Below are 15,491 nucleotides of genomic sequence, written 5' to 3'. Positions count from 1 at the left end.
GCGGGGGAACTCGCGGGGGAACTCGCGAGGGGATTCGCGGGAGGAGATTCGCGGGGGGAGATTCGCGGGGGGGGGATTCGCGGGGGGGGGGATTCGCGGGGCGTGCGACGCGAGAGCGAGGCGCGGTCAGCGCGCCTGGCGTACGCCGCGCCGCCAGACGTCGGCGATGTCGCGGACGGCGGTGATGTCACGCGTGGGATCGCCGTCGACGAGGAGCAGATCGGCGCGCAGGCCCGGGGCGATGTGGCCGCGGTCAGGGAGGCCGAAGTGCCGGGCGGGGGCGGCGGTGGCCGCGTGCAGGGCCTGCGGCGGCGTCAGGCCGGCTGCCGTCAGGAGTTCGAGTTCGCGGTGCATCGCCTCGCCGTGGAGCGGGGCGAAGGGGGTGGCGTCGGTCCCGGCCAGCAGCGGCGCGCCGGCCGCCGCGAGCGCGGCGACGACCTGGGCGGCGTACGCGCCCCGGTCGGGGCGTCCGCCTCCTGAGGCTTCGGCATAGGCGAGGGTGCTGACCACGAACACGCCCTGGGCGGCGGCCTGAGCGGCCAGTTCCTCGGTGGACGGCGCGCCGGTTCCTTCCTCCCACCAGGCATGGGCGAGTCCGTCGACTCCGGCGGCGAGCGCCGTGGCCGCCTCGGTCGCCGTCGCCGCGTGCGCGATGGTCCGCAGCCCGGCGCCGTGGGCCGCCGCGACCAGTGCTGCCGCGGTCCGGGCCCCGAGGACGGGCAGTCGGGTTCCCGCCGTCGACCCGTCGTCGATGACGATCTTGAGGTAGTCGCTGCCTTCGCGGAGGCGGGTCGCGACGAAGTCGGCGGCGTCCTCGGGACGCGAGATGGTGTCGAAGGGCCCGGCGGCGTCCCCGAATCCGTCCGCCATGAGAGCCATGAGCTGGGAGGGGTGCCCACCCGGCGCGGTGGCGAGCACCCCGGAGCTGCGCAGGTCGGCGACATCGTCGCGTGCGGCGGCCAGGGCCCGCTGGCGCCGGAGGTTGGCGGGCAGGCAGAACATGTCCAGCTCCGTCGTCACGCCGTGACGCAGGGCCGCGGCGAGACTGCCGTCGAAGGTGTGGGTGTGGGCGTCGATCAGCCCTGGCAGCAGCGTCCGTCCGGATCCGTCGACCTCCACGTCGACGGGCCGCGCGGGGTCGTGGGCGGCGATCCGGTCGCCCTCCACGAGGACATCGGCGCGTTCGCGGACGCGGGCGCCGTCGAAGACACGTACGCCGCGAATGAGCGTCCGGGCAGGGGTGGGCACAACAGCCTCCTGGAGGGATGAGGAGTTGGTTCGCCCGCTGATAGTACTCCAGCTAACTATCGCCGCGTGAATAGAATTGCGCCCATGAGCGGAGACGAGCACGAGGACGCGGTCGACCGGATCGCTGCCGACTGGCAACGGGAACGGCCTGACCTCGACGTGACCCCGCTGGCTTTCGTGGGACGGATCGCGCTCGTCGCCGAGACCCTCATCGGGCCGGCGGGCGAGCGTGCCGTGGAGCAACACGGCATCAACAAGGGCGACTTCGACGTGCTCGCCACCCTACGTCGACGCGGAGCGCCGTACACCGTGATCCCGTCGGTCCTGTCGGCGGAGCTGATGATGTCGCGCGCCGGGATGACCAAGCGGCTCGACCGCCTGGAAGGAGCCGGTCTCGTACGGCGCACGCTGGACGCCGACGACCGTCGCAGCTTCCGCGTCACTCTCACCGAGGAGGGGCTCGCCGTCGTCGACGCCGCGCTCACCGACCTGGTGGAGTGCCTGGGCAGTATCGTCGCGGGCCTCGACCAGGACGAGCGGCATCACCTCGACAACGCCCTGCGCGCGCTGCTGCGTTCACGCCAGGGCTGAAGGAGGTCGCGGCGGCCCTGTCCGCCGTGACCTGTGGCTTCGAGGAGAAGAGCGTGCGTGCCGGGCGGGCCGGCCCCGACGGGAATTGTCAGACCCCCCTGGGTCGTGTCAGGAAGGCAGCGCCGTCTGCCCGCGGCCCCGACGGGACTCTCCGGACACCGCCTAGCGCTCCAGGTAGGCCGCTCGGGGGATGTCTCCGGACACCAGGGGGATCATGTGGTCGCGGTAGCGGGGCGAGAGGGTTTCGAGGGAGGTGATCTTCTCCAGCGGGACCCAGTCGAGCCCGATCTGGTCGATGTCCTGCTCGGTTCCGCCGACGAGCTCGGCGCTGCCGTCCACGGTGCACAGGAAGACGACCTCGACCCGGTGGAAGTTCTCCGACGCCAAACCACTGGGGTCGTCCCACCAGCCCTCCAGGACCCAGAGCAGCGGGCCGACCTGCACGGTCAGCCCGGTCTCCTCGCGTACCTCCCGGCGGACCGCGTCGGGCAGCAACTCACCGATCTCCTGGCCCCCTCCGGGGAGGAAGTGGCACTCTCTGCCGTTCCAGAGGTTCCGGGTGAGCAGGACGGAGCCCTCGTGGAGGACGACGGCCTTCGCGGAGGTGCGGATACGGGTCGGAACGCTCATACGGGGTCTCCTCGGTCCGGGCGGATCGGCCACCCCGGCAGCATGCCCACCACGCCCGACCGCATGCCCCTGCGGCGCTGATGACGGAGGTCAGAAGACCGACAGGCCCGTGATCGTCGTGAAGCGGTCGAGGGCGGTCACGCCCGCCACCGAGTTCCCCCGGGCGTCGAGACCCGGGCTCCAGACGCACAGGGTGCAGCGGCCCGGCACGACGGCGACGACCGCTCCGCCGACGCCGCTCTTGCCCGGCAGACCCACCCGGTAGGCGAAGTCGCCGGCCGCGTCGTAGGTGCCGCAGGTGAGCATCACGGCGTTGACCTGCTTGGCCTGGCTGCGGGTCAGCAGCCGTGAGCCGTCGGCGCGCAGGCCGTGGCGGGCCAGGAAGCCGGTGGCCAGGGCCAGATCGGCGCAGGACGCTTCGAGGGAGCACTGGCGGAAGTACTCGCGGAGCAGATCGGGGACGGGTCCCGTGATGTTGCCGTAGGAGGCCATGAAGTGGGCGAGGGCCGCGTTGCGGTCGCCGTGGGCGGCTTCCGAGGCGGCCACATCGGTGTCGAAGTCGAGGTCGGGGTTGCCGCTCTCGGCGCGCAGGAAGGCGAGCAGGCTGCCGGAGGCATCGCCGGTCAGCCGGTGCAGGCGGTCGGTGACGACGAGGGCGCCGGCGTTGATGAACGGGTTGCGCGGGATGCCGTTCTCGTACTCCAACTGGACGAGGGAGTTGAACGGGTCGCCGGAGGGTTCCCGGCCGACATGGGCCCAGAGCGCGTCGCCCTCTCCGGCGAGGGCGAGCGCGAGGGTGAAGACCTTGGTGACGGACTGGGTGGAGAAGGGCCGCCGCCAGTCCCCCACCCCGTAGACCGTGCCGTCGAGTTCGGCCACGGCCATGCCGAAGTCGGTGGGGTCGGCTGCGGCGAGGGCCGGGATGTAGTCGGCCGGGGTGCCCCGGTCGGTGAGTTCGGCGATCTCCTCGGCGATGCGGTCGAGGACGGGCTGGAAGGAGGTGGTGGTGTTCGTGGTCACGCGCTGTCCCGGGGTCGCCGGTCCTCCGCGGACCGGCGGGCGGCGGCGAGGCCCAGGTCGCCGCCGGCCGGTGCGGTGAAGAAGCGGGCGACGGCCTCGTCCGTGACCTCGGGGAGGGTGGGCGGTGTCCAGCGGGGGTCGCGGTCCTTGTCGACGACCTGGGCCCGGATGCCCTCGACGAGGTCGGGGGTGGTCAGGGCGGCACAGGAGACACGGAACTCCAGGTCCAGGACCTCCTCCAGGGTCGCGAGGGCACGCGAGCGGCGCAGGGTGGCCAGCGTCGCCTTGAGCGCGGTCGGGGACTTCGAGAGGAGGGTGGTGGCCGCCTCCTTGGCCGCGGGCACACCCGTGTCGAAGAGGCGCTCGACGACGGCCTCGACGGTCTCGGCGGTGTAGCAGGCGTCGATCCACTCCCGCTGTTCGGCGAGGACGCCGGGCGGGGCCGTGGTGGCGTGCCGGGCGACGGCCTCCCCGGCCGGAAGCCGGGTCAGGTCCCGGAGCAGGGCGGGCAGTTCGGCGGAGGGGACGAAGTGGTCGGCGAGGCCGGTGAGGATCGCGTCGGCGGCGCCGACGTGGCCGCCGGTGAGGGCGAGATGGGTGCCGAGTTCGCCGGGGGCGCGGCCGAGGAGGTGGGTGCCTCCGACGTCGGGGACGAAGCCGATGCCGGTCTCCGGCATGGCGACCCGGGAGCGTTCGGTGACGACGCGGACGGAGCCGTGTGCGGAGACGCCGACGCCGCCGCCCATGACGATGCCGTCCATGAGGGCGACGTACGGCTTCGGGAAGCGGGCGATACGGGCGTTGAGCCGGTACTCGTCGCGCCAGAAGGCCTCGGACGCGGAGCCGCCGGCGCGGGCGTCGTCGTGGATGGCGCGGATGTCGCCGCCGGCGCAGAGACCGCGCTCCCCCGCGCCTTCGATGACGACGGTCGTGACGGCCGGGTCGTGCTCCCCTTCCGTCAGGGCGGCGTCGACGGCGAGGACCATGGAGTGGGTGAGCGCGTTGATGGCGCGGGGGCGGTTCAGGGTGATGAAACCGGCCCGGCCCTCCGTCCGGAGGAGTACGTCGGCGGTTCCGGTCGGCACGATCACTCGGTCCCTTCGGGTGGCGCTGCTCACTGTTGCGATCACCGTACCGGGCCCGTCCGGATGTGCGGGATGCGGATCCGGAGAGCGGTACCGGTCAGTCACCGAAGGGGAGGGAGTCGATGCCCAGGATCACGCCGGTGCCCGCGGGTGTGGGGAAGCGTCCGGGACCGGGAGGCGTGGAGAAGCGTGCGGACCGGGAAGCGTCGGGGAGGCGGACGGATGGCGTGCGGACGGAGGACCCTCTGACGCGGGCCCGAAGACGTGAGGGCGGGAAGGACTCATCCGCTTCTCGCGGATCCTGATTGCACGGTGCACGGTCCTGTTACGGCCGCTACCCCGCGTCCTCACGTGTCGAGTCCTTCCCGTCCCTTCCATGGAACCACCGCTCCGGCGGGGGCGCGAGCGCCCGCCGGAGCGGTGCCGGAAGGGGTCAGGCCGGGAGCAGATCCTGCGGAACACGCACCTGGCGGGGTGTGGAGAGACGGATCTCGATGATGTCGCGGACGGTCGGCCATTCCTCGTCGAGGATCGAGTAGAAGGCCGTGTCGCGGACGGCTCCGTCAAGGCCACGGGAGTGGGCGCGACGGACTCCTTCGCAGCTCGCTCCGAGGCGTTCGATCGCGATTCTGGAGCGGGTGTTGCGGGCGTCGGCGCGCATGGTGATGCGCCGGACGCCCCAGGCTTCGAAGGCATGCCGGAGCATGAGGTACTTGGCCTCGGTGTTGATGCCGGTACCCCGGGCGTCGCCCGCGATCCAGGTGTTGCCGATCTCGGCGGCGTCCGGCACGGAGGTCAGTGGATCTCCATGGGGCATGCCGGGCACGGGCGGCCAGACCAGCGGCCCCCGCCAGTAGTCGAGTTCGAGGAACCGGGTCGAGCCGATGACTCGCTCGTCGGCGGTACTGACCAGGGCGAAGGGCAGGCATCGTCCTGCCGCCTGATCGGTCAGGGCGCGCGCGATGTAGTCGAGGGCCGATTCGAAGCCGTCGGGTACGGGGGTGAAGGCGTAGGCCGCTCGGTCCGCCCCGCCGGCCCGGGCGAGGGCTTCGGCGTGCCGCATCGCCAGCGGCTCCAGGCGCACGGAGCGCCCGGTCAGGAGAACAGGTACTGGCACGGAACCTCGGGTCTTTCACGGGCAGGGAAAGCTTCCGCCGAGGGGTCACCGCGGCGGCAGCAAGGGGGAGGTTCTCGCCGGTGCCGACCACGTCAAGAGAGCGACAAAAGAGCAGGTAAAACGGTTCGTCACCGGTGGCGAGGAGGACAGTATGCAGCCACAAGCGCTCGGAGAACAGAACCCCCGGCGAACCCGGGTACACGCCTGGGTGAAGGCTGGCGCGCGCCCGGGTGGACCGGTCTCAAGCAACGGACGGAGCCGCCCGCCAGTCGGACGGCCGGAGGGTCCGGAAGCGGTTCAGACGCAGGTGGGATGGCCCCAGCCGTCGGGGTTCTTCGCGATGGTCTCGCCCTTGTCGTAGGCCTTGCCGCAACGGCAGCGGCCGGAGAATCTCGCCTTCAGGGTGCCGCCGGACGGGCGACTCCGACGCGTGGCCGAGCCACCGGAGGAGTCGGTCGAGGACGCGCCCGAGGAGCCGGACGGCGCTGAGGAGCGCGCGCGGGGCGCGGAGGCGCGTGTCGGGGCTTCCGGAGGCGGCAGCGGGGCACCGACGGCGGAGCCCGTGGGCTCCTGTGTACGGGCGGTGTGGCTGGCCGCGCGGTCGGCCGCGTCGTTGAGGGGGTCCCCGTCGACCTGGTGCGCGGGCACATAGACGAAGTCGACGCGCCGGCCGGTGAGCAGCGCGTCGATGCGGACGACCAGGTCCTTGTTGGCGACGGGGCTGCCGGAGGAGGTCTTCCAGCCCTTGCGGCGCCAACCGGGGAGCCAGGTCGTGACGGCCTTCATGGCGTACTGCGAGTCCATCCGGACCTCGACCGGCACCGCCGGGTCGAGGGTTTCGAGCAGCCGTTCCAGGGCCGTGAGTTCGGCCACGTTGTTGGTCGCGCGGCCGAGCGGGCCGGCCTCCCAGCGGTCGATCGCTCCGTCGGCGCCGCCGATGACCCATGCCCAGGCCGCGGGCCCGGGGTTTCCCTTGGACGCGCCGTCGCACGCCGCGATGATCTTTTCCACCATCCCACGATCCTGACACGGCGGCGGGGGTGGGCGGTCCCACCCCCGCGGCGCCGGCCGCCGTGGGTCAGAAGTCGCCGTAGTTGACCTGCCAGGTGGGCAGGCCCATCCGGCGCCAGAGGGCGACGACGCGGTCACGGTCGTCGAGCGAGACGCGCACGTTGTACCGGTGGCGCACCTGGGCGTCGAAGAGCTCGGCCTTCACGAGGTCGTCGCCGCGGCCGTCGCCGGACGCCCGCATCCACAGTTCGTCGTACGGCACCTCGTGGTGGGCGAGCCAGGCCTCGGTGAGCGCGCGGTGGTCCTCGCTCCGCCCGGACAGCAGCACGATCCTGTCCTGCTCGGTGTGCCGGAAGGCGCGCAGGGCGTCCCGCACCGAGACGTTGAGCAGGTCGCGGTCGCAGTACCTGAAGTCGTACGGGCCCCGGTCGACGCGCAGCGCGAGGGTGCCGTCGATGTCGCACATGACGGCGGTGGGGAGGCCGGGGTCGGGGACGTAGGGCGCTCCGACCGTGGGGCGGTCGTTGAGCCAGTCCGCGGTGAGCCGCCAGCCGCCCCGGGTGGCCTTGGCGTGCTTCTCGGCGAGGATGCGGATGATCTCCTCGCCGACGGGCCGCTCGCGGGCGGCGTCGCGGCGCACGCACTCGTCGACGGGGACCTCGGTGAAGTCGTGGACGGCGAAGGTGGCGAGGCCTCCCACGGCGGCCTTCAGCCGCTTCGGGATGTGCGGGGTCAGATGGGTGTTGTCGACGACGACGTCGAAGCCGTCGTCGACGGCGGCGCGGACGGCGGCGTCCTGGATGCCGAGCACGGTCTGCTCGTGCTTGTGGGAGCGGCCGCGGTCCGGCGAGGGGACGTCGAGCATGGAGCGGAGGTCGTCGAGGTTGACGCGCCGCACGCGTCCCTCGGCGGCCGCCTGGAGGGCACGGGCGGCCGTCGTCTTCCCGGAGGCCGGGAGGCCGGTCATGACATGGACGACAGGCACGGTCAGTTCTCCTGGTCGTTGGCGAAGGGGTCGGTGGCCTCGGGGCGCAGCTGGCGCCATACGAGGAGTTCGGTCGGGCGCCCGTCGAGGCGCAGGAAGAGGGCGGCGCGCAGGCCGCGGTCGGCCACCCCGGCGGCGGCGCGGGCGAAGGCGCCCCGGTCGTCGGCGAGGTGGGCCACGCGCGCGTACTCCTCGTCGACGGCCCGCTCACGCTCGGCGGCCGCCGCTTCGAGGCGGCCGATCACCTCGCGCACCCAGGCGTCGAACTCGTCCGGCACCTGCTCCAGGAGGGCGTCCAGCGGCTTGCCGCCGTCGGCCTCGACGTCGGCGATCGAGCAGCCGATGCCCTTGGCGACTTCGCCGGCCGGGAGGGCGGCGAAGCGCTGGATGCCGTGGCCGCGCCAGATGTCGCGCTCGGTGACGCCCGTGAGCACCTTGTGGAGGCGTACGTACTCGGCGAGCTTGGCCTTGGCGCGCACGCCGGAGGCGAAGCGCAGCACGAAGCCCTCGGCGTCGGTGCCGGTGGCCCGGTGACCGCCGGGGAGGGTGTTGGACTCGGTCAGGGCGACGAGCTCGGCGATGCCCATGGCGGGCCAGGTGCGGACGACGGAGCCGACGGGCTGCCAGCCGGTGGCGGCCTCGGCGAGCGGGACCTCGGTACCGTCCCGGTCGAAGGCGGCGAGCAGGACGAGGTCGCGGCGCTCGCCGTAGTTCACGACGATCCGGTTGCCCGGGTAGAGGATCTCGGCGAGGTACGTGACGCCGGGCGTCAGGCCCGTCGTGTCGGCCGCGTCGAGCCGGCGCTGTGCCCAGGTGGCCTGGGTGCTGGTGAAGGAGCCCTTGGAGGCGACCCGCCAGCGGTCGTCGTAGTGGAAGACCACACCGAGGCTGCCGTCGACCTTGTCGTACACCTCGAAGGGTTCCTCGGGCAGCGGCGGCGCGTAGGGGCGGCCGCCGGCGTGCTCGGAGACGTTGAAGAACTTGGGGAGGGGGAGCGCGACGATCCGTCCGGTGGCGTCGTCGGCGACGAGTCCGCGGCAGCGCGTGGTCGCCCGGTTCCAGTGCTGGGCGTACTGGCACGCGCGCGTGTAGGTGTAGATCGACAGCGGCAGCTCGGGGTGCCGCTTGCGCGTGACGTGCCCGTCCGCGAGTGCGGCGGCGAGCTCCTCGGACGGCATCAGGTCGTGCAGAGTCAGGGTCGCCTGGCTCATGGGGTCCCTCCCGGTTGTTCGGTGATCCATTCTCGGCCGGTGGGGCCCGGGAGGACAGCGAATATCGGGGCACGCGGGCGTGGCGGGGCGGTCCGCGGGGCCCGAGGGGGAGGTCGGGCGTGACCTACAAGACGCCCCCTAGAGCCAGGGCGTGTCGGTGGGGCCCCGTAGACTCGCCGTCTCCCCGTCGGTGACGTCACCGGCGCAGACGAAGGAAGCGAGCTCCATGAACCACGCGGACGGTACGGCACCGATCTACGCCGAGCTCATACGGGAGCGGGGGGATGTTCCGGGTGACGTCCGCCAGGTCGCGGAGGAGGTTCTGCGGGACCTGAGCCGGGTCATCCAGGTGCCGCCGCAGGGCGTCCCGGTGCCGCAGCAGCAGGGCGTCGTCGCCCACACGGGTGCCGTCGCCCACGCCGCACTGGGTCCGGGCGCGGGTGCGCACCCGGGTGCCGGCGCTCACCCGGGTGTCGGGCCGATGGGTGTCGGCGGGCCGGCGGGCGTCGTGGGCCAGGCGGGCGCGGTCCTGCCGCACCGGCCGATGCGCTAGCCGAACGTCTCGGGACCTCGTCCGCGGCGTTGCCGACGGATCCGGACACTCCCTGGGCCCGTCCGCCGCGGTTCGGGGCGTTGTCAGTGCCGTACGCCATGCTGCTTCCCGGACGGCCCGCGCCGTAGTGGGGGTGGGCCGCGTACGGACAACTGGGGATGACGACATGGCTGAGGTTCTGCTCTTCCACCACGCTCTCGGGCTGACCGAGGGCGTCGGCGCGTTCGCCGGGGAGCTGCGCCGGGCGGGGCACACCGTGCACACGCCCGACCTGTACGAGGGGCGTACGTTCACCGATCTGGAGGCCGGCGTCGGGTACGCCCAGGAGATCGGCTTCGGCGCCTTGGTCGCGCGCGGCGAGCGGGCCGCGGCCGAGCTGCCCGAGGAGATCGTCTACGCCGGGTTCTCCCTCGGAGCGGTGCCCGCCCAGAAGCTGGCGCAGACCCGGGCCGGGGCGCTCGGCGCGCTGCTGTTCAGTGCCTGCCTGCCGGTGACGGAGTTCGGCGCGGCCTGGCCGGCGGGCGTCCCCGCGCAGGTGCACGGGATGGACGCCGATCCGTTCTTCGTCGAGGAGGGCGATCTGGCGGCGGCCCGCGCGCTGGTCGCGGACGCGACGGACCGGAGGCTGTTCCTGTATCCGGGGAGTTCGCACCTGTTCGCGGAGCGCGGCGGGTCGTCCTACGTTCCGGAGGCGGCCGCGCTGTGCGTGGAGCGGGCGGTGTGCTTCCTGGACGGCGTCAAGAGCTGAAGCGACGGACGTAGCGGCGCTGCCAGGGGGTCTCCACGGCGTGCCGGTCGTAGTGGCGGCGGACGTGGTCGACGGCCTCGTCGGCCGGGACTCCGTCGAGGACGGCGAGGCAGGCCAGGGCAGTTCCGGTACGGCCCCGCCCGCCTCCGCAGGCGACCTCGACCCGTTCCTCCGCGGCGCGCTCCCAGGCATCGGTGAGGACGGCGCGGGCCCTGTCCCGGTCGGTGGGGAGGCGGAAGTCCGGCCAGCGGAGCCACACCGACTCCCACGGGACCTCGGGCGGCTTCCTGCCGAGCAGGTGGACGGCGTAGGTCGGGCGGGTCCCGCCGGGCAGCGGGTGGCGCAGGGCGCGGCCGCGCACCAGCCGTCCGGAAGGGAGTCTCAGGACGCCGGGGGCCGACTCCTGCCAGGGTTCGGTCATCCCGCCACGGTAGTCGTCGGCGGGGGTTCGTGGCCCGGTATCCGGGTCGGGGATCCCGGTCGGGGGATACGGGTCCGGGGATCTGCCGGAAGCTGTCGGGGGCACATCGGGGTCAACCGTTCGGTCGACCCCGATGTCGTCCGTCCCGCCACCGGGTGAGGGCCGGCTGTCGGACCGTGCGGGGCCGTGCGCGGGCGGAGGATCGGGGCAGGGTGCGGGCTCGTCTTCCGGCGGGGCCGCCCGTGTTCGCCGTACCGAGGAGTCCGCCATGACGAAGTACCGCCGTGCGTCCCGTACCGCCCGGGTGCTCCTGCCCGGGGCGGTGGCCGTGGTCCTGCTCGCCGGGTGCGCGCAGAGCTCCGGAGGGGCGGCCTCCGCGACGGGTTCGACGGCGGCGGGGGCGTCTCCCACCACCGCGCCGTCCCCGTCCGGCTCCCCCGACACGGCGCCGTCCCCCTCAGGTTCCGCCGTCACCGTGACGCCCGCGCCGGCCGGCAAGCCCGCTCCAGGGACGCTCCTGGTCAGCGATTTCGGCTCCGACACGGTCACCTTCGTCGACCCGGCTCGGGGTGCCACCGGTTCCGTCGAGGTCGGCACGGCGCCCTACGGCCTCGTCGTCGGCAAGGACGGCCGGGCCTGGGTGGCGACCGCGGAGGGCGTGGCCGTCGTGGACACGACGACCCGGCAGCGGCTCGCGCTCGTCCCGTACGAGACGGACGCCGGGCCCGTGACCACGGGCGAGTACCGGGGCGGCGGCATGGGCATCGCGCTCGCGCCGGACGGGCGCCGGGTGTACGTGGGGGTCAACGTGCCCGGTGGGAACGGCACCCTGGAAGTGATCGACACCGCGGCCCTGCGGGTCACGGACACCGTGCCGGTCGGCCGGCGTCCCTTCGACGTGGACGTGTCACGGGACGGCGCCGAGGTGTACGCGACGAACCACGACTCCTTCGACGTCACGGTCGTCTCCGCGGGGACCCTGGAGGCACGCCGGGTGGAGGTCGCCCCGTACGGCACGGAGGGCGGGCTCGGTTCCTGGCTGAAGCCGCACTACACGGCCGTTCGGCCCTCGGACGGAAAGCTGCTGTTGCCCTTCGAGGGCGAGCGGCTCGCGGTCGTCGACCCGCGGACGGGCCGCACGACGATCGAGCCGATGACGGCCGACACCCACCAGCACGGCGCCACGGTGACGTCCGACGGAACGCTGCTGACGGTGGGCACGGGCCCGATCGACCCGGACGAGGACCGCGGCCCCTCGCTGACGGTCCGGACCCCCGGCGGCGCGGAGCGGGTCTACCCCCTGGAAGGGCCGCACGAGGACGTGGCCGTGTCGAAGGACGGACGCACCGCCTATGTGACCGGCGGGTTCACCCGGGACGGGTACTGGGACGGCTTGAGCATCGTCGACCTCGACACGGGCGACACCCGTCGCCTTGAGGCGGGTTCGCGGCCGCTGGGGATCGTGGTCCTCTGACGCGCGGCGGCCCGGGGATCGTCAGCGCTGCGGCAGGACCGTCAGGACGCGTTCGACGAAGGTCTTGAAGTCGGCCATGAAGTCGGAGAGGAACTGCATGGTCGTCGGGTCGGTGACCTCGCCGTCGTCGCCGAAGAGCCCCGGGGTGAACTGGATGTACGCCTCCGGGGCGTTCATCTGCGGGGAGTTGCAGAAGCTCAGCACCGAGCGGAGGCTCTGCTGGGCGACGGCGGTGCCGATCTTGCCGGGTGAGGCGCCGATGACGGCCGACGGCTTGTGGGTGAAGGAGTTGGTGCCCCAGGGGCGGCTGGCCCAGTCGATGGCGTTCTTGAGGCCGCCGGGGATGGACCGGTTGTACTCCGGGGTGACGAAGAGGACGGCGTCGACGGCCGCGATGGCGTCCTTGAGGGCCTGGCCCTCGGGCGGGTAGTCGGCGTCGAAGTCGTGGTTGTAGAGCGGGAGGTCCTTGATGGGGATCTCCCGGAACTCGAGCCCGGCGGGGGCGACGCGGATCAGGGCCCGGGAGAGGATCCGGTTGATGGACTTCGTCGAGAGGCTGCCGACGAAGTAGCCGACCTGGTACGTGGTCATGCGGGCGGTCCTGCCTTCCGCGAGGGGTGCACGAGGGTGCGGGACGTCGCCGGCGCGCCGTGGCGGCCGGGGTCCCCGGGCAACGTAACCCGGTCGCCTCAGCCGGGCGACCGGAGCCCCGTGGGGACGGCGGGGGCGGTGTCCGGGTCGGGCGGGCCGAGCGGGCGGCCCGCGAAGAGGGCGCCCACGGCGCCGAGCCCGACCGGCCCGAGGCGGACCATGCCGAAGAGCGATCCTGCCGCAATGACGATAAAAAGGGTGAACCACGGATAATCGGCGAAATTGCCATACGTGCCTTACTCGGCCCTATCCGTTGGCTTCTTGCACGCTCATACGGAAGGGCGGACAGCGTGACGCGACCGAGGATTCTCGTGGTGGGCGCCGGATTCGCCGGAGTGGCCTGCGTACGGAGGCTCGAACGACGCCTCGCGGAGCGGGAGGCGCAGCTCGCGCTGCTTTCGCCGTTCTCGTACCAGCTGTATCTGCCGCTGCTCCCCCAGGTGGCGGCGGGGGTGCTGACCCCGCAGTCGGTCGCGCTCTCGCTGCGGCGCAGCGAACGGCACCGCACCCGGATCGTGCCCGGTGGCGTGGTCGGTGTGGACACCGCGGCGAAGGTCTGTGTGGTGCGGACGATCGCCGGGGAGTACGTGACCGAGCCGTACGACCATCTGGTGCTCGCGCCCGGCAGCGTGACCCGCAGTTTCGACATCCCGGGGCTCGCCGACCACGCGCGCGGGATGAAGACGCTCGCCGAGGCGGTGTACATCCGCGACCACGTCATCGCGCAGCTGGATCTGGCGGACGCGAGCAACGACGAGGAGGAGCGGGCCGCGCGGCTGCGGTTCGTGGTGGTCGGCGGCGGCTACGCGGGGACGGAGACGGCGGCCTGTCTCCAGTTGCTCACCCACAACGCGGTCAAGCGGTATCCGCGGATCGATCCGAAGCTGATCAAGTGGCATCTGGTGGACATCGCGCCGAAGCTGATGCCCGAGCTGGGCGACAAGCTGGGCGCCGCCGCGATGGACATCCTCACCAAGCGCGGCATCGAGGTGTCCCTGGGGGTGTCGGTGGCTTCCGTGGACGACGACGCCGTGACGCTCACGGACGGGCGGGTGCTGCCGAGCCGGACCCTGATCTGGACGGCCGGTGTCGCGGCGAGTCCGCTGATCGGCACGCTCGGCCAGGAGACCTTCCGGGGACGGCTCGCCGTCTCGGCCGAGATGAGGGTGCCGGGGCTCGACGGGGTGTGGGCGCTCGGCGACGCTGCGGCGGTGCCCGATCTCGCCAAGGGCGAGGAGGGCGCGATCTGCCCGCCGACCGCCCAGCACGCGATGCGGCAGGGCAAGGCGCTCGCCGACAACCTGGTCTCGACGCTGCGCGGCGAGCCGACCCATCCGTACACCCACAAGGATCTGGGGCTCGTGGTGGACCTCGGCGGGCTGGACGGGGTCTCGAAGCCGCTCGGTGTGGAGCTGCACGGGGCGCCGGCGCAGGCCGTGGCCCGGGCGTACCACTGGGCGGCGCTGCGGACCAACGTGGCCAAGACCCGGGTGATGACGAACTGGCTGCTGAACGCCGTGGCCGGGGACGACTTCGTACGGACCGGGTTCCTGGCGTCGAAGTCGGGCACGCTGCGGGACTTCGAGTACACCGACGCGTATCTGACCCCGGAGCAGGTCCTCAGCCACACGGGCGCGTTCCGCGGGGCGGTCGGGACCGGCGGCGGGAACTGATTCCACGGGCGTCTACGGGGGGCCGTGATCAGGCCGCGGCCGTCACCCGGTCACCGGCTCCGCGCGCGGCACGGCACGGGGGCCGGACGCCGCGTGCGTCCGGCCCCCGTGTCGTGCGCTCAGCGGGCCAGTTCGGGCGCCGGGCCCATGACGATGACGGGCTCCCTGACGGGGTCGAGGGCGCGGATGAGTTCGCGCAGCGACCCGAGTTCGAGGGTGACGCAGGCCTGGGTGGGACCGCCGTGGTCGACGTGGATCCAGACGCCGCCGCCCTTCTCCTCGCCGAGCGGGCGTTCCTTGTCGAGCGGGGTCCGGCCGGGGACACGGTTGTAGTCGATGGCGATCACATGGTCGAAGGAGCCTTCGAGGGGCTCACCGGAGAAGCCGGTGCCGCTGATGGCGAACTGGTCGTCCTCGTCGTACGGGAGGCGGGAGCCCGGGTCGGGCAGTCGGCCTCCGGCGTCGCCGAGCCGGAAGACCCCGATGGGGGTGCGCAGGTCGCCTGCCGTGTGGTCGGCGGTCCAGCCCCGTAGCGCGTTGTGGGCGGGCCACGGCCCCGCCGACGCGATCCAGCGGCCGCCCGGGTCCTTCTCGTAGAGGGTCGCGGTGGAGGTGTTGTCGTCGGCGGCGGCGCCGGTGACGACGAGGGCCTGGGTGGTGCCGTCGGAGACGAAGGCCTGGGTGACGGGGCCGACGCCGGGGATCCGGGGGGCGGGGACGGGGGCGGAGGCGAGGCTGTTCGCCGCCTGACCCGGCCCTCCCATGTCACCCGCCGCGCCGGGCGGGGCGCCTTCGGGGCGGGCGTCGTCGGCGGCGGGCGGGGCCGCGGCGACCGTCCCGGCGGGTGCGGCGGGGGCGGGTCGCGGGGTGCTCGCGCAGCCGCTGAGCAACAGGGCCGCGCACAGCGTGCCGGCGCTCAGGAGCGCGGGGGCGCCCTTGTGGACGGACATGGACGGATCCTCCTGGCCGGGGGGCAATGCGTGGATCCGTACCCGTTCGGCGGGCGGCGCTGCGGCGGTTCCGGTGCCCTCACCCGTACGGCCGCGTCCACCGGGGTCGCCTCGCGGGCCCGA

General features: G+C 73.1%; 17 protein-coding genes. 5 read left to right on the top strand and 12 right to left on the bottom strand.

Going from position 1 to position 15,491, the window contains the following annotated elements; genetic code table 11:
* Positions 1–126 precede the first annotated feature (126 nt).
* Positions 127–1,248 (bottom strand): amidohydrolase family protein, encoded by a 1,122-nt coding sequence (locus OG259_RS39380; RefSeq protein ID WP_328946632.1) that lies wholly within the window; start codon positions 1,246–1,248, stop codon positions 127–129.
* An 84-nt stretch (positions 1,249–1,332) separates the two neighbouring features.
* Between OG259_RS39380 and OG259_RS39375 the strand changes: the two genes are divergently transcribed.
* The gene (locus OG259_RS39375; RefSeq protein ID WP_328946631.1) at positions 1,333–1,839 is read left to right on the top strand and encodes a MarR family winged helix-turn-helix transcriptional regulator; all 507 of its coding nucleotides are present in this window, start codon (positions 1,333–1,335) and stop codon (positions 1,837–1,839) included.
* A 162-nt stretch (positions 1,840–2,001) separates the two neighbouring features.
* Here OG259_RS39375 and OG259_RS39370 read toward each other — a convergent pair whose 3' ends face one another.
* The 7 genes from OG259_RS39370 to OG259_RS39340 form a co-directional block, all read right to left on the bottom strand.
* Complete coding sequence (locus OG259_RS39370) at positions 2,002–2,469, bottom strand: NUDIX domain-containing protein (RefSeq protein ID WP_328946630.1); 468 nt, start codon at positions 2,467–2,469, stop codon at positions 2,002–2,004.
* 90 nt (positions 2,470–2,559) lie between these two features.
* On the bottom strand, positions 2,560–3,489 hold the full coding sequence (locus tag OG259_RS39365) for a glutaminase (RefSeq protein WP_328946629.1): 930 nt from the start codon (positions 3,487–3,489) through the stop codon (positions 2,560–2,562).
* Complete coding sequence (locus OG259_RS39360) at positions 3,486–4,574, bottom strand: enoyl-CoA hydratase/isomerase family protein (protein WP_443052094.1); 1,089 nt, start codon at positions 4,572–4,574, stop codon at positions 3,486–3,488. Before OG259_RS39360 ends, OG259_RS39365 begins: the two co-directional genes overlap by 4 nt.
* 433 nt (positions 4,575–5,007) lie before the next feature.
* Positions 5,008–5,691, bottom strand: a complete 684-nt coding sequence (locus tag OG259_RS39355; RefSeq protein WP_266901346.1) for a GNAT family N-acetyltransferase — start codon at positions 5,689–5,691, stop codon at positions 5,008–5,010.
* A 297-nt stretch (positions 5,692–5,988) separates the two neighbouring features.
* Positions 5,989–6,705, bottom strand: coding sequence for a ribonuclease H family protein (locus tag OG259_RS39350; protein WP_328946628.1), 717 nt, complete (start codon positions 6,703–6,705; stop codon positions 5,989–5,991).
* 64 nt (positions 6,706–6,769) lie between these two features.
* Positions 6,770–7,687, bottom strand: a complete 918-nt coding sequence (locus OG259_RS39345; protein WP_328946627.1) for a phosphatase domain-containing protein — start codon at positions 7,685–7,687, stop codon at positions 6,770–6,772.
* Between the two features lie 2 nt (positions 7,688–7,689).
* On the bottom strand, positions 7,690–8,898 hold the full coding sequence (locus OG259_RS39340) for an RNA ligase (RefSeq protein ID WP_328946626.1): 1,209 nt from the start codon (positions 8,896–8,898) through the stop codon (positions 7,690–7,692).
* A 226-nt stretch (positions 8,899–9,124) separates the two neighbouring features.
* On the opposite strand from OG259_RS39340, the gene OG259_RS39335 reads away from it, so the two are divergent.
* A complete protein-coding gene (locus tag OG259_RS39335; protein ID WP_328946625.1) occupies positions 9,125–9,451 on the top strand; it encodes a hypothetical protein in 327 nt (108 codons plus the stop codon).
* 166 nt (positions 9,452–9,617) lie between these two features.
* The gene (locus OG259_RS39330; protein ID WP_328946624.1) at positions 9,618–10,199 is read left to right on the top strand and encodes a dienelactone hydrolase family protein; all 582 of its coding nucleotides are present in this window, start codon (positions 9,618–9,620) and stop codon (positions 10,197–10,199) included.
* Here the strand turns inward: OG259_RS39330 and OG259_RS39325 are convergent.
* Complete coding sequence (locus OG259_RS39325; RefSeq protein WP_328946623.1) at positions 10,189–10,620, bottom strand: protein-tyrosine phosphatase family protein; 432 nt, start codon at positions 10,618–10,620, stop codon at positions 10,189–10,191. The genes OG259_RS39330 and OG259_RS39325 overlap by 11 nt on opposite strands.
* Before the next feature lie 268 nt (positions 10,621–10,888).
* On the opposite strand from OG259_RS39325, the gene OG259_RS39320 reads away from it, so the two are divergent.
* Complete coding sequence (locus tag OG259_RS39320; RefSeq protein ID WP_328946622.1) at positions 10,889–12,094, top strand: YncE family protein; 1,206 nt, start codon at positions 10,889–10,891, stop codon at positions 12,092–12,094.
* A gap of 21 nt (positions 12,095–12,115) precedes the next feature.
* Here the strand turns inward: OG259_RS39320 and OG259_RS39315 are convergent, their stop codons facing one another.
* Together OG259_RS39315 and OG259_RS39310 are read right to left on the bottom strand one after the other, a co-directional pair.
* Positions 12,116–12,685, bottom strand: coding sequence for an NADPH-dependent FMN reductase (locus tag OG259_RS39315; protein ID WP_328946621.1), 570 nt, complete (start codon positions 12,683–12,685; stop codon positions 12,116–12,118).
* Between the two features lie 98 nt (positions 12,686–12,783).
* Positions 12,784–12,906, bottom strand: a complete 123-nt coding sequence (locus OG259_RS39310; RefSeq protein WP_328946620.1) for a hypothetical protein — start codon at positions 12,904–12,906, stop codon at positions 12,784–12,786.
* Between the two features lie 129 nt (positions 12,907–13,035).
* On the opposite strand from OG259_RS39310, the gene OG259_RS39305 reads away from it, so the two are divergent.
* Positions 13,036–14,418: an NAD(P)/FAD-dependent oxidoreductase gene (locus OG259_RS39305; protein WP_328946619.1), complete on the top strand. Its 1,383-nt coding sequence runs from the start codon at positions 13,036–13,038 to the stop codon at positions 14,416–14,418.
* Between the two features lie 119 nt (positions 14,419–14,537).
* On the opposite strand, the gene OG259_RS39300 is transcribed toward OG259_RS39305, so the two are convergent.
* Positions 14,538–15,368: a hypothetical protein gene (locus tag OG259_RS39300; protein ID WP_328946618.1), complete on the bottom strand. Its 831-nt coding sequence runs from the start codon at positions 15,366–15,368 to the stop codon at positions 14,538–14,540.
* Positions 15,369–15,491 lie beyond the last annotated feature (123 nt).

The organism is Streptomyces sp. NBC_00250 (assembly GCF_036192275.1).
GTDB lineage: Bacteria > Actinomycetota > Actinomycetes > Streptomycetales > Streptomycetaceae > Streptomyces.
Note: the sequence above shows the minus strand (reverse complement) of the source record. Positions and strands in the feature narration are given on the sequence as shown.

Excerpts from the sequence above, each read along its gene's own strand:
- OG259_RS39370 (WP_328946630.1), bottom strand. The coding sequence starts at position 2,469 with ATGAGCGTTCCGACCCGTATCCGCACCTCCGCGAAGGCCGTCGTCCTC.
- OG259_RS39330 (WP_328946624.1), top strand. The coding sequence starts at position 9,618 with ATGGCTGAGGTTCTGCTCTTCCACCACGCTCTCGGGCTGACCGAGGGC.
- OG259_RS39340 (WP_328946626.1), bottom strand. The coding sequence starts at position 8,898 with ATGAGCCAGGCGACCCTGACTCTGCACGACCTGATGCCGTCCGAGGAG.
- OG259_RS39300 (WP_328946618.1), bottom strand. The coding sequence starts at position 15,368 with ATGTCCGTCCACAAGGGCGCCCCCGCGCTCCTGAGCGCCGGCACGCTG.
- OG259_RS39325 (WP_328946623.1), bottom strand. The coding sequence starts at position 10,620 with ATGACCGAACCCTGGCAGGAGTCGGCCCCCGGCGTCCTGAGACTCCCT.
- OG259_RS39310 (WP_328946620.1), bottom strand. The coding sequence starts at position 12,906 with ATGGTCCGCCTCGGGCCGGTCGGGCTCGGCGCCGTGGGCGCCCTCTTC.
- OG259_RS39350 (WP_328946628.1), bottom strand. The coding sequence starts at position 6,705 with ATGGTGGAAAAGATCATCGCGGCGTGCGACGGCGCGTCCAAGGGAAAC.
- OG259_RS39315 (WP_328946621.1), bottom strand. The coding sequence starts at position 12,685 with ATGACCACGTACCAGGTCGGCTACTTCGTCGGCAGCCTCTCGACGAAG.
- OG259_RS39375 (WP_328946631.1), top strand. The coding sequence starts at position 1,333 with ATGAGCGGAGACGAGCACGAGGACGCGGTCGACCGGATCGCTGCCGAC.
- OG259_RS39335 (WP_328946625.1), top strand. The coding sequence starts at position 9,125 with ATGAACCACGCGGACGGTACGGCACCGATCTACGCCGAGCTCATACGG.
- OG259_RS39320 (WP_328946622.1), top strand. The coding sequence starts at position 10,889 with ATGACGAAGTACCGCCGTGCGTCCCGTACCGCCCGGGTGCTCCTGCCC.